This window comes from Dactylosporangium sp. NPDC048998, from assembly GCF_043197855.1.
In the GTDB taxonomy this organism is placed as follows: domain Bacteria; phylum Actinomycetota; class Actinomycetes; order Mycobacteriales; family Micromonosporaceae; genus Dactylosporangium.
In genome coordinates this window covers 227636-241131 of record NZ_JBICTV010000001.1, presented here as the reverse complement: position 1 = coordinate 241131, position 13496 = coordinate 227636, and the positions used below count along the sequence as shown (strand labels likewise).

Here is a 13496-nt window from a genome sequence, read left to right as displayed (position 1 = left end):
CCTACCGGCCCCGCCTCCCACGCCTCAGCGGCGTCCTCCGCGCCGGAACCGTGCACCGCGTCGCCCGCTGCCGACGCTCCCCACTCCGGCAGTTCCGATCCCCCTGATTCCGATCCCATCAATCCGAACATTTCCGATTCGTCGGAAATGTCCGGCGAGCCGACGGGGACGTGCGCCCTGAGCGAGTCCGGTAATGACGACGCGGCCGTGGTCGGGGACGAGATCGGCGTGCGGGGGGTGGCCAGGGGCGGGGCCGAGACCGGCGGCGCGGACACCGGGGCCGCGAACGGCGGGGCCGAGATCACCGGGTCCGGCGACGCGGCGACCAGGGCGGCGGACGTGATGAGCGGCTCGAGGCCGGCGACGAGGACGTCGGCGACCTCCGCCGCGTATTGCCCGTCGGGGTCGTAGTCCGGGTCGAAGACGGTCACCTGGGCGCCGACGCAGCGCGGGTCGCAGATGAGGGCGCTGAGCAGGATCTCCAGCTCACGGTAGGCGATGCCGCCGACGTCCGGGGCGTCGACCGCCGGCATCACGGCCGGGTCGAGCACGTCGACGTCGATGTGCACCCAGAAGCCCGCGCAATCGCGGAGCTGGTCGCGGGCCCACTGGGCCGAGCGCGCGGCGCCGTCCGAGCGCAGCTCCGGCACGGGCCGGGCGACGATGCCGGCCGCCTGCAGGTCCAGGCGGTACTCGTCGTGCGTGCGGATGCCGAGCAGGACCACGTCGACGTCGCGGAAGTACGGGCGGCGCTGCTCGATCGAGGACAGGTTGGCCTGGCCGCGGCCGGTCGCCAGCGCCAGGGCCTCGCCCGCGGCGGCGCCCACGTAGGAGGCGTTGCCCTCGTGACGGAAGTCGGAGTGGCCGTCGACGTACACCAGGCCGATGCGCCCGCCCAGCTCGGGCTGGTAGCGGCGCATGGCCAGGCCGGCGCCGAGCAGGATCGAGCAGTCGCCGCCGAGGACCAGCGGGAAGTCACCCGAGGAGAGGATCGAGCCGATGCGGTCGGCCAGGCGGCGGACGAAGACGGCGATCTCGGCCGCCTGGGCCACGCCGTCGCCGGGCTGCCACCCCGCCGGGTCGTACCGCGGCGGGGTGATGCAGCCGGCGTCGCGCGCGCCGAGGCGGGCGAGCAGGTTGTGGTCGCGCAACGCGCCGGGCGCCTTGGCGCAGCCGGGCACCGAGGTGGCGGTCGGTGGCCGCAACCCCAGGTTGCTCGGCGCGTCGACGACGGCGATCCGGCGCAACGCGGGCGCCGTCAGAAGAGCGCGCTCGCCAGTGCCCGGCGGGCCTTGGCGACGGCTGGGTCGTCGGGGCCGGCGACGGTGAACAGCGAGACCAGGTGCTTGCGCACGGTCTCCCGGTCGTCGCCCGCCGTGCGGCGGATGAGGTTGACCAGGCGCGTGTACGCCTTGTCGGCCTCGCCGGTGAGGACTTCGACGTCGGCGGCGAGCAGCTGCGCCGGGACGTCGTCGGGCGCGCCCTGCGCGGCGACGAGCGCGCCGGCGATGTCCACGCCCTCGGTACGCCGCAGCAGCCCGACCTGCGCCAGCCCGGACTCGGCCACGGCGTCGTTCGGGGTCTCGCCGAGGATCTTGCGGTAGGCGGCCTCGGCGGCGTCGAGGTCGCCGTCGGCCATGGCGTCGTCCGCGGCGAGCAGGCGCGGGTCCTCGGGCTGCTCGACCTCCACCCCGGCGGCCTTGAGGACGGCGTCGATCCACTGGCGCAGGTGCTGCTCGGGCAGCACCTGGTTGAACGCGTCGACCGGCTGCCCGCCCACGATCGCGACGACGAACGGGATGTTCTGGATGCGGAACATTTGCGCGAGGCGCGGATTGGCCTCGATGTCGACCCGGGCGAGCACCCACGCGCCGTTGCCCTCGGCGGCCAGCTTCGCCAGCAGCGGGGAGAACTGCTGGTGTGGCGCGCTCATCTCGACGTAGAAGTCGATGACGACCGGCACCGTCAGCGAACGCTGGATGACGTCGTTCTGGAACGTCGCCTCGGTGACGTCGACTACGTTGGCGCCGGCTGGTGCCCCCGAGGCCGGTTGCGAGGCCGGTTGCGAGGCCCGCTGCGCGGCGGCCGCATTGCTGCGGGCCAGGGCGCCGAGGTCCACCGCCCCGCGGGTGAAGATCGACTGAGACTGGCGTGGGTCGCTCATGGCCCTAGTTTTGCACGTGCCCCAGGTGGTCTGCCGCAAGTGATCGGTCGGATCCACCCGCCACCAGCGTGACTGCCCCGTCGATGTGCTCGACGGTGAACAGCGTGCCGGGCGGGAAGTCGCCGAGGACCTCCGGCGGCAGCTGTACCGTGCCGTCGCCCGCCACCACCGCGAAGTCCTGGCCGTCGCGCCCCTCGGCACCGACCCGCCCGTCGCGGATGGTCACCGCGCGGCCGAGGCGGGTGCCGACGTCGCCGTCGTGGGTGACCACGACGATCGTCGTGTTGCGCTCGCGGTTGACGGTCTCGAGGGCCTCGAGCACCTCGTCGCGGCCGTGGGTGTCGAGCTGGCTCGTGGGCTCGTCGACCAGGAGCAGCCCGGGGCCGGCGGCGATGCCGACGGCGAGCGCGGCGCGCTGCCGGGCACCCGGGGCGAGCTCGTCGATGCGGGCGCGGCCGAGCCCGGGCAGGCCGACCAGGTCGAGGATGCGGTCGGGGTCGTCGAGCTTGATGCCCTCGGTGCGGGCGGCCCGCCGCTGGGCGAGCCAGATGTTGCGGTGCAGCGACGCGTAGGGCAGCAGGTTGCGCGCCGCCCCCTGCAGCACCACGCCGATCTCGGTGCCGCGCAGCCGGGCGATCTCGCCGTCGGAGAGCTTGCCCATGTCGTACGTGCCGATGTTGACCCGGCCGGCCGAGGGGCGCATGAGCCCGGCGAGCAGCGCGATGAGCGTCGACTTGCCCGAGCCCGACGGGCCGACGAGCGCGAGCGTCTCCCCCGGGCCGATCGAGAGGTCGACGCCGGCCAGCGCGACGACGTCGCCGGCCTCGGCCCGGTAGATGTGCACGACCCGCCGGCAGGCGACCGCCAATCCGTTCATCGCGTCCCCATCCTCATCGCTTTCGCTGTGTCGTAGCTGCACGGAGCCGGGCGCCGGCGACGACCGCCGCCGCGGCGAGCAGTACCGCGGCCGCCGCCCACGAGGCCGCGACCGGCACGGGAGACGGCCAGTACGACGCCTGGAAGCCGTCCGGGTCATCGCTGAACACCGGGAGATACTCCCGCACCAGCAGCCAGCTGGCCAGCGCCGCGAACGGGGCGATGAGCGCCGCGGTGCCGACCAGGGCCAGGTAGCCGCTCGCGCCGGCGTCGCGGCGGGCCACCCCCTGAGCTCGCAGCGACCGCAGCTCGCCGGCCCGCCGCAGCCGGTCCAGGCTCGCCACCAGCCACAGCGCGCCGGCCGCGAGCACCACCGCGAGGGCGGCGGCGAGCTCGTGGAAGCGCAGCGCGACGGCCGGCCCCTGCTTGTCCAGCGCCGCGCGCAGCGGGCCGAGCGCGCGGTCGTCGGTGACCCGCAGGCCCTGGGCCTGCAGCCGGTCGATCACGTCGGCCGGGGCCTGCGGACCGAGGAAGATCTGCGGGTACAGCGCCTCGCCCCCGTCGGCGGCGAGCCGCTCGGCGTAGTCGAGGTCGACCAGCCCGCCCTTATAGCCCAGCTTCGGTACCGTCTCCACCTCACCGGCGATGGTGATCGACTGGCGGTGCGTGTCCAGGCCGGTCATGTGGTCGCCGATGCCGGCCGTGCGGGCCATGATCACCGGCAGTGGCGAGGGGGCGTCGGTCGGCAGCAGCTGTACCGCGGTGTCGGCGCCCTTGTAGTTGGTGAGCTCGGCCCGCAGCCCGTCCTTGGCCGCGGTGAGCGTCGGCACGAGCAGCTTCGGCCCGGGCGACTCCGGGGTGCGCCAGCCGTCGGTGTCGGCGAAGCCCGCCTCGTCGACGACTGTCTTGCCCGACTGGGTGAGGCTGTGCACCGTCATGGTCACGTCGAAGCCGCGCCCCTCGGGCTGCTCCAGCTCCAGCCCGGCGAGCCGGCATGTCTGCACGCACATGGGCAGGTTGCGGGTGTAGGTGTGCCGGCCGGTCTGCACCGCGCCGAGGTTGACCCGCCCGACGGCGGAGCCGTCGCGGGGCACCACGACGGCGATCCAGCGCACCCGGAACGCGTCGACGAGCGAGTCGACGGTGACGTCCAGCGACACGTCCTTGTTGGTCACCTCGATGGTGGGCCGCCCGACCTTCGGCCTGAGCAGGTCTTGCGCGGCCTGCACGGACAGCGACCGGTCCTCCCACAGCGCGACGTTGGGCAGTGCCGCGCTGTCGACCGCCAGCATCGGCGGCACCGCGGTGTCGTCGGAGACCGGCAGCATCGCGGTGGCCATCGCGAACTGCCCCTGCGGGTCGACCTGGTGGACCTTGCTCAGCAGCGAGGCCCGGCTCAACGGCTCGACGGACAGCACCCGGGGCGCGCCGAGCTCGACCCGGGTGCGCCGGTCGCGGGCGTCGGCGGAGGCGTCAGTCGCGGTGGCCGCGAAGACCATGAGCCCGAGCGCGACCACGAACAGGGCGAGGACGCGCTGGGTGCCGGGGCGGCGGGTCAGGGCGTAGGCGGCCAGCGTCGGGCCGATCCGGCCGCGGCGCAGGGCCCGCCGGCCGATCCGCTCGGCGATGGGCAGCGCGGCGCGGGCGGCGAGCAGGGCCACCGCGATCATGATCGCCGACGGGGCGAACAGCGCGAAGCCGGTCAGCCCCCCGCCGCCGCGGTGCAGCTGCACCACGGAGGCGGCGGCGAGCGCCACGACGACGACCTCGAAGACCGGCGCGCCCCAGCGCGACGCCCGGCTCGGCACGTTGCGCAACAGGTCGACGGTGCGCTTGACCAGCTCGGCCCGCTGGGCCAGCACCGCCGCGCCCAGCGCGCCGACCAGCGCGGCCAGCGACCACCGGGTGAGCCCGGCCGACAGCGGCACGCCGGCCGAGCTGCCCAGCAGCAGCCAGGCGGCCAGCCGGACCAGGTAATGGCCGAGCACGAAGCCGGCCGCGGCGCCGGCCAGGATGGCCACGACGCTCTCCCCGGCGGCGAGCCACCAGCGCCGCGGGGCGGTCACGCCGCGCAGCGACAGCAGGCCCAGCTCCAGCCGCCGCTCCTGGGTGGCCGCGGCGACGGCGATGAACAGCACGAACCAGCACAGGAGCACCAGCGGTACCGCGGCGACCGGAACCACCTCGGCGACGAGACTCCGGTCGGCGTTGATCCGCTTGGCCAGGGCGGGCAGGCCGGTCTGCACGACCGGGTGGCCGGGTATCCCCGCCAGCTGCGCCTGGCCGCTCTTCACGGCGGCGTTGACGCTGTCGAGCGAGTCGCGGTCGACCGCCGACCAGTCGATGGCGAGGTCGAAGATCTGCCGCTCGTTGCCGTGCTCCATCGCTTCCATGCTCAGCCGGGAGGCGAAGACGGGCTCGGTGGTCATCCGCGGGGTGGCGCGGGGGTTGAAGTAGTCGGCGTCGGACCAGTACAGGTCGGCCGGGTTGATCGGCTCGTAGGCGCCGACCAGGGTGAACGTGACGCGGGGGCCGGCCTCGATGTAGTCGGCGGTGGTCGGGTCCTGGACGGCGTAGCTGACCGGGAGGGTGTCGCCCATGTGCAGCTTGAGCAGCTCGACCTGCGCGGTGCTCAGCACGACCTCGGACTCGCTGACGAAGCAGCGCCCGGCGCTGAAGCGCAGGTGCGCGCAGGCGTCGTCGCGGTAGACGAAGCGCGGGGCGATCGGCTGCATCGACTTCGGGTCGACCGGGAAGATCATGATGTTGTACTCGGTGCTGTACACGCTCGTGAACTGCCCGCCGTCGAACACCTGCGGGACCAGGACCTCGAAGTCGTGGTCGGTCGGCGTCGGCGTGGTGCGCCGGACCTGCACGACCCGCTCGGTGACCGGCGCGGCGGCCACCTCGCTGCGCACCACGGCGGCGTCGGCGGTGGCGGAGTACACCGGCGCGCTGACCGCGGCCGCCATGGCGAACATGGCCAGCAGGAACGCGGTGAGGGCCTGCCCGGAGCGGGCTCGCACCATCGCCAGGATCAGCCCGATCACGCCGTCACCTCCGCAAGCTCCGGTGCCGGCGCGATCGCCGGACTGTGTTCCTGGTGAGCGGCCCCAACACCCGGTCTGGCTCGATGAGGCTTCGCGCCGATCGACCCCGACCAGGCGCCGCTCCGCTCCGGACCGCTCACGGCGCTCTCCATCCGTCGGCGAAGTAGGGCAGGACGTCGCCGATGTAGGCGCGGATGATGGCGGCCAGCAGCAGGCCGAGCAGCAGGGACACGCCGGCGAGCACGAGGTATCCCTCGACGCCCACCCGCCGCACCAGCCGCGCCGGGGCGCCCTGGGTCCGCAGCGCGCCGAGCTCACGGGAGCGGGGCCGGCGCTCGACGGCGGCGACCACGGCGGCCGAGCCGACCGCCAGGGCCAGCCCGAGGATCGCCGAGAGCAGCATGAACTGCAGGGTGAGCGGCGGGCCGAAGGAGGCGTACCGGTCGACGACGCCGTCGATCGACTCCTCGCCGAGCACGATCAGGCCCTGGGCCTCGAGCCGGTCCGTGAAGTCGCCCGGGGCGTCGGCGTTGAGCCAGACCTGCAGCGACTCGCCCGCGCCGAAGTCGGCGCCGAGGCGGTCGGCGTACTCCAGGTCGGCGATCACCCCTTTCTCGCCCAGCCGGGGCAGCCGGCGGGCGGTGCCGGCGACCGTCTCGGAGATCGACGTCGAGCCGTAGGCGATCCGCTGGTCGCCGACGAGCCGCGGCTGCCGAGGGGTGGCCCGGACGGTGGCCAGCGGGGCTGGGGTGTCCAGCGGGTACACGCCGGGGTCGGCGGTGCCGGGACGCACCGGGGCGACGGTGAGCCGCAGCCCCTCGCCGACCGCGGTGGCGATGAGGTTGGGCGGGTTGCCGTTCACCCCCAGCCGCCACCTGGTGCGGTCGCTGAGCATCTCCTTGCTCAGCACCGGCTGGCCGTCGGCCTGGGTGATGCCGTGCAGGGTCACCTCGACGCCCGGGCGGGACGGGAAGAAGATCTTCTCCTCCTTGGTGGACTGCATGATCTGCAGCGAGCTGAGCCGGCAGCCGGGCGCGGTCGCGCAGGCCGGCACCGCGGCCTTGATCACCTGCGGCCCCTCGGCGAGCGGGCCGACGTGGGCGGCGATCCGGGTGCCCTTCGGGTCGGCGAACACGACGTCGAGGTACACCACGCGGCTCGGATCGGTGTCGGTGAAGTGCGTGGCGAAGTCGACGGTCAGCTCGGCGCCGGTGACCATGACCGGCTTCGGGGCGTCGGGGTGCAGCAGGGCGGCGGTCTGCGCGGCGCTCGCGCCGTACTCCGGGCGCCAGGTCGCCACCTTGGCCAGCCGCGGGCTGTCCACGAGCAGCACCCGGTCGTAGCCCGAGACCAGCGACTCCACCACCGCCATCGCGTGCGCGCCGCCGGGGTCGGCCGCGCGCACCGCGTCCAGCAGCGCGAGCCGGTTCTCCGCCCGCACGGTCAGCACCCGGTCGGCGCCGACCTCCAGCTCGGCCCGCGCGCGGCCCTCGGCCCGCCCGGCGCTCCAGGTCAGCGCGGAGGTGCACAGCAGCGCCACGGTGACGATCATCAGCGCGGCCAGGCGGTGCACGCCGGGCCGGCGGGCCAGGTAGATCGCGGTGAGCGCGCGGGCGGCCCGGCCGTGGCGCAGCGCGCCCTCGACCAGCCGGCCCGCGGTGAACGTGATGAGCCGGGCCGCGACCAGCGCGAAGGCCAGGGCGGCCAGGCCCGGCGCGAGCAGCGCGAGGCCGGCCGCGTCGCCCGAGGCGCGGTGCTTGACCTGATAGACGGCGGCCACCGCGAGCGCGACGAGGACCAGGTCGAACAGGTCGCGCCAGATGCGGTTGCGCACCCGGCCCTGGCGCAGCAGCTCGGCGACGCTGGAGGACAGCGCCCGGCGCTCGGCCAGCAGCGCGGCGAGCAGGGCGCCGAGCACGGCCAGCGCGACCGCACCGGCGGACAGGGCGGCGGCCTGCTCGTTGACCGTGGCGTCGCGGATACGCCCGGTGACGGCGGTGGCGGCGGCATAGCCGATTGGCAGCCCCAGCGCCGCGCCGGCCACCATCGGCAGGGCGCTCTGCCCGCTCACCAGCGCCCAGGTGCGCCCGCGCGTGGCGCCGCGCAGTTTCACCAGCCCGATGTCGGGGCGCCGCTCCTCGCCGGTGTACTTCACCGCGAGGTACAGCGCGAACCAGCACAGCACGAGCAGCTGGAAGGCGCCGACCGGGACGCCGAGGGAGACCAGCCGCCGGTCCCGCTCGACCTTCTTGATGGTCGCCTGCAGCTGGGTGTTGAGCGTCAGCCGGTTGTTGGCGGCCTCGACGGTGCCGGCGGCGAGGCGCGCGCGCACCTCCTCGGGCGTGTGGTCGACGAGCAGCTGCGGCTGGGCGACCATGTCGACGATGGTGCGCACCGCCATCGTGGCGAGGCTCTTGTCGAACGTGGCCGGCGCGGTCAGCAGCGCGTCGTCGACCGGCTCGGTCATGTCGGGCGGGGCGCCGGTCGGCAGGGCAGCGGCCAGCAGCTGCTCGTTGCTGCTCCAGAACGGGTCGAGGCTGTCGTCGGGGCGGTAGACGCCGACGACCTTGAGCGGCAGCGGGTGGGGCAGGCCGGAGTTGGCGAAGTACAGCGTGTCGCCGGCCTTGACCCGCAGGAAGCGGGCGGTGCGGTAGCTGACCATCACCTCGCCGTCGGCGGCGGGGCAGGCGCCCTCGATCGACGCGCGCGAACAGGCGCCGGTGCGCAGGGCCAGGGGCGAACTGGTGCTGCGCTCGCCGCCGGCACTGCCCTGATCGCCGCCCGGCTTGGCATCGGCCGGCGGTGCGGTGGCGGCGGCGGCCAGGCCGGAGACGTAGGCCCCGGTGTAGGTGGTGAAGCCGGTCAGCCCGACGATCCGCTGCGTCTGGTCGGCCGAGGCGGCCAGCTGGGCCTCGATGGAGCCGCCGTCGACGGGCCCCTCGCCGATCGTCTCCAGCGAGCGCTCCCGGATCGGCGCGGTCTCGACGTGCCGGGTGGCGATACGTTCGGTCGAGGCGAGCACGTACCAGGGCGCGGCCGCCGCGGCAGCCGCAGCCAGGGTGCTGAGCAGCAGCAATGTCAGCGCCTGTGCGCGCCGGGCCCGCAACGCTGCGAGCACGAGTGCCAGCAAGGCCCCTCCCCCGTGGTCAAGGTCGTCTTAGGAAGACCTGCGGGTGGAGGGGCCGGTTGCGGGGTTGTATTGCGGTTCGATAACGCCGTGATGGTTCAGAATCGGGCGGGCTCTCGGTAGACGCCCCACTCGCCCTTGAGCGCGCCGCAGATCTCGCCCAGGGTCGCCTCGGCCCGCGCCGCGTCCAGCATCGAGGGGATCATGTTCCCCCCACCGCGGGCCGCCGCGACCATCCGCTCCAGCCGCTCCTTGACCGCGACGTTGTCCCGGCCGCCGCGGCGGGCGGCGAGCAGCCGCTTCTGCTCGACCTCGACCTCGTGCGAGACCCGCAGGATGTCCAGGTCGCGGGTGAGCGAGCCGGTGTGCGCGTTGACGCCGACGACGCGCTTGTCGCCCTTCTCCAGCGCCTGCTGGTACACGAACGCGCTGTCGGCGATCTCGGACATGAACCAGCCGTCCTCGATGCCGCGCAGGATGCCGCTGGTGATCGTGCCGTCGCCGCCCATGTCGCGAATCCGGGCGAAGATCGCCTCGGCCTCGGCCTCGATGCGGTCGGTGAGCGCCTCGACGAACCACGACCCGCCCAGCGGGTCGGCCACGTTCGCCACCCCGGTCTCCTCCATGATCACCTGCTGGGTGCGCAGCGCGATCTCGGCCGCCTCGTCGGTGGGCAGCGCCAGCGTCTCGTCCAGCGCGTTGGTGTGCAGCGAGTTGGTGCCGCCGAGCACCGCGGCGAGCGCCTCGACGGCGGTGCGGACCACGTTGTTGTACGGCTGCTGCGCGGTCAGCGACACCCCGGCCGTCTGCGTGTGGAACCGCAGCCACAGCGCCTTCTCGCTGGCCGCGCCGTAGACCTCGCGCATCCAGCGGGCCCAGATGCGCCGCGCGGCGCGAAACTTGGCGATCTCCTCGAAGAAGTCCACGTGCGCGTCGAAGAAGAAGCTCAGCCCCGGCGCGAACGCGTTGACGTCCAGGCCGCGGGACCGGCCGAGCTCGACGTAGCCGAAGCCGTCGGCGAGCGTGAACGCCAGCTCCTGCGCCGCGGTCGCGCCGGCCTCCCGGATGTGGTACCCCGAGACCGACAGCGGCTTGTACCGCGGGATGTGCCGGCCGGTGTACTCCATGAGGTCGCCGATCAGGCGCAGGTGCGGCTCGGGCGGGAAGAGCCACTCCTTCTGGGCGATGTACTCCTTGAAGATGTCGGTCTGCAGCGTCCCGTCGAGCCGGCCGAGGTCGGCGCCCTGGCGCTCGGCGGCCACGAGGTACATGCAGAAGACCGGGACGGCGGGCCCCGAGATCGTCATGCTCGTGGTGACGCCGGCCAGCGGGATGCCGTCGAACAGCACGTCCATGTCGGCTGCGGAGTCGATCGCGACGCCGCAGTGCCCGACCTCGCCCTGCGACTGCGGATCGTCGGAGTCGCGGCCCATCAGCGTCGGCATGTCGAAGGCCACCGAGAGCCCGCCGCCGCCCGCGCCGAGCAGCATCTTGTACCGCTCGTTGGTCTGCCGCGCGTTGCCGAACCCGGAGAACTGGCGGATGGTCCAGGCGCGGCCGCGGTATCCCGTGGGGTGCAGGCCCCGCGTATACGGGTACTCGCCCGGCCAGCCGATCCGCTCGAACCCGGGCACGTCGGCGCCCTCGGGCGGCCCGTACACCGGCTCGAGCCGGGTGCCGGAGAGCGTGGTGAAGTCGGCGTCGCGCTTGCGAGCCTCGTCGTAACGGCGCTGCCAGCGCGCCCGCCCCTCGGCGATGTCGTGCGCGTCCATGGGTGTCGGCGCTCCTCGGGTGCGGCGGGTCGGTCCGTCACACTCGATGCTAGCCGTCACCTGAACGATCGCTAAGCCCGCGCCCCGAATCCAGGCCGGGGCGCGGGCCTGCGGTTTTGCCGCTTTTGAGGGCTTATGCGTAGTCGGCCGCGTGGGCCTCGTCGCTGCGGGTGCGGGCCTTGTCCTTCTCGTCGACGTGGACGTCGTCGACCACGATGTCGACCGCGGTGACCTCGAGCCCGAGCAGGTTCTCCACCGAGCCGATGACCTTGGTCCGGACCTTCTCGGCGACCGAGTACACGACGAAGCCGTACTCGATCACGAGCGTGACGCGGACCGTCGCGGTGCGCCCCTCCAGGCGCACGGACACGCCCCGGTTGGAGGACTCGCCCTCGGACTCACCCAGGCCGATCCGGTCGCGCACCGCGGCGAAGACCCGGGCCACGTCGCCGCCCAGGTCGTACACGCCGGGGACCTCGCGCGCGGCGATGCCGGCGATCTTCTCGACCACCTCGTCGGCGATCGTCGTGGTGCCGCGCTCGGCCGCCAGCTCCGCGTTGTTGCGCAGCCGGTCGACCACCTGCGACGCGATCCGGCCGGACGCGGCGGCGGTGTTGGCCGCGAACTCCCCGACCTTGTCCGCCGCCCCCGCCGCAAACGTGGTCACCTTCTCGGCCGCCTCGTCCAGCCGCGAGTGCTCCTCCGCCGGCGGGCCTGCCTGCGCCGGCACCACCGCCGCGGAGGCGGGCTCGACCGTGGCGAGGGCGTCGCCGGTCAGGTCCGGGTCAACGGCTTCGCTCATGTCACTCTCTCCCCAATCGTCCCCAGGTCTCGAACCGCCCGCAGCGTACTCGTGCGACGCCACAGTGGGGACCCTCCGTTCAGCCGCCCATCCCGCCGGCGTGAACGTGTTCGCCGTGATCACGGAGTGGGCACGTACCAGGAGCAGCACGTTCACTCCGTGATCACGGAACGGACGATCAGCCTCGGACCAGCTGCGCGGCGCCGTCGGAGAGGTGCAGCTCCCGGTCGCAGGCGGCGGCGGCCTCCGGGTCGTGCGTCGCGAACACCACCGCGGCGCCCCGGCGGGCCTCCTCCTGCAGCAGCTCCATGACCCGCTGGCGGTTGGTGGCGTCCAGCTCGCTCGTCACCTCGTCGGCCAACAGCACGTGGCCGTGCAGGGCGATGCCCCGCGCGATCGCCGTGCGCTGCTGCTGGCCGCCGGAGAGCTCCTCCACCAGCTGGTCCGCCTGGCCGGCGAGGCCCAGGCGCTCCAGCGAGGACACCGTGGCGCGGCGGGCGTCGGCCGGGGCGGCGCCGCCGGCGATCATGGCGACCTGGATGTTCTCCTGAGCCGTGAGGATCGCGGCGAGGCCGTTGTCCTGCGGGATGAGTACCACGCGCTCGGCGACGGCGTGGTCGCGGTCGCGCAGCGGCGCGCTGTCCACCGCGACGACGCCCGCGGCCGGGCGCAGTAGGCCCGCCATCGCCCACAGCAGCGTCGTCTTGCCCGCCCCCGAGGGGCCGGTGACGGCCAGGATCTGGCCCGGCGACACCACGACCGACACATCGCGCAGGACCGGGCGGTCCCGCTCGTACGCGACCGTCACCCCGTCGACCGTCAGCGTCTTCACTGCACACCCTCCATGTTCGAACGAGCCGCATTCGAACGAGCCACATCAGCTCGGGCGGGGACCAGGAGCACCGTGCCGTCGGGCTGGGGCTCGACGCCCACCAGCGTTCCCGGCGGCAGCATGCGCAGCACGTCCTGCGGCAGATGCACCGTACCGTCGCGACCCACCACCGCGTAGTCCTCTCCGCGCCGGCCCTCCGCCCCGACCCGGCCGTCGCGGATGGTGACCGTGCGGCCCATGCTCAGCCCGACGTCCGGGTCGTGCGTCACGACCACGACGGTCGTGCCGGCCCGGCGGACCGCATCGAGCGCGAGCAGTACCTCGTCGCGGGCCCGGGTGTCGAGCTGGCTGGTCGGCTCGTCCGCGAGCAGCAGGCCCGGCCGGCCGGCCAGCCCTACGGCGAGCGCCAACCGCTGGCGCTCACCAGGAGAGAGTCGCTGCGGGCGCTGCCGGTTGCGTCCCCGCCCGGACAGACCGACCATCGCGAGCACGTCGCGCGGGTCGGGCAGGTCGCGGCGCCGGTCGGCGGGCACGCCGCGCTGGGCGAAGCGCACGTTCTGCTCCGCGGTCAGATACGGCAGGAGATTGCGCGAGGCACCCTGGAGTACGACACCCACGTCCGCCGCACGGAGCGCCTGCAGCTCGCCGGGCGTCGCGCGCACCAGGTCGTGCTCGCCGACCGTCAGGCGACCGGCCGACGGCGGCAGGAGCCCCGCGAGCAGGGAGAGCAGCGTCGACTTGCCGGACCCCGACGGGCCCAGCAGGGCGACCGACTCGCCGGCCGAGATGTCCAGGTCGACCCCGGACAGCGCGACGACGTCGTAGCCCTCGAGCCGGTAGATGTACACCAGTCCGCGGCACATGATCGAAAGG

General features: G+C 73.9%; 9 protein-coding genes. All 9 read right to left on the bottom strand.

Going from position 1 to position 13496, the window contains the following annotated elements:
• The coding region (locus tag ACGFI8_RS01175) for an arginase family protein (RefSeq protein ID WP_392798209.1) at positions 1–1247 on the bottom strand (1247 nt) is incomplete at its 3' end.
• Positions 1248–1258: 11 nt separating this feature from the next.
• Positions 1259–2164, bottom strand: a complete 906-nt coding sequence (locus ACGFI8_RS01170; protein ID WP_392798206.1) for a tetratricopeptide repeat protein — start codon at positions 2162–2164, stop codon at positions 1259–1261.
• A gap of 4 nt (positions 2165–2168) precedes the next feature.
• On the bottom strand, positions 2169–3041 hold the full coding sequence (locus ACGFI8_RS01165; RefSeq protein ID WP_392798203.1) for an ABC transporter ATP-binding protein: 873 nt from the start codon (positions 3039–3041) through the stop codon (positions 2169–2171).
• 13 nt (positions 3042–3054) lie between these two features.
• A complete protein-coding gene (locus tag ACGFI8_RS01160) occupies positions 3055–6090 on the bottom strand; it encodes an ABC transporter permease (RefSeq protein WP_392798200.1) in 3036 nt (1011 codons plus the stop codon).
• A gap of 136 nt (positions 6091–6226) precedes the next feature.
• Positions 6227–9220, bottom strand: a complete 2994-nt coding sequence (locus tag ACGFI8_RS01155) for an FtsX-like permease family protein (RefSeq protein ID WP_392798198.1) — start codon at positions 9218–9220, stop codon at positions 6227–6229.
• A gap of 95 nt (positions 9221–9315) precedes the next feature.
• Positions 9316–10989 (bottom strand): methylmalonyl-CoA mutase, encoded by a 1674-nt coding sequence (locus ACGFI8_RS01150; RefSeq protein WP_392798195.1) that lies wholly within the window; start codon positions 10987–10989, stop codon positions 9316–9318.
• A gap of 133 nt (positions 10990–11122) precedes the next feature.
• Positions 11123–11791 carry an Asp23/Gls24 family envelope stress response protein gene (locus ACGFI8_RS01145; protein ID WP_392798192.1) on the bottom strand — a complete coding sequence of 223 codons (669 nt, stop codon included), beginning with the start codon at positions 11789–11791 and terminating at the stop codon, positions 11123–11125.
• 178 nt (positions 11792–11969) lie between these two features.
• A complete protein-coding gene (locus ACGFI8_RS01140) occupies positions 11970–12623 on the bottom strand; it encodes an ABC transporter ATP-binding protein (protein WP_392798189.1) in 654 nt (217 codons plus the stop codon).
• Positions 12620–13486, bottom strand: coding sequence for an ABC transporter ATP-binding protein (locus ACGFI8_RS01135; RefSeq protein WP_392799574.1), 867 nt, complete (start codon positions 13484–13486; stop codon positions 12620–12622). Before ACGFI8_RS01135 ends, ACGFI8_RS01140 begins: the two co-directional genes overlap by 4 nt.
• Between the last annotated feature and the right edge of the window lie 10 nt (positions 13487–13496).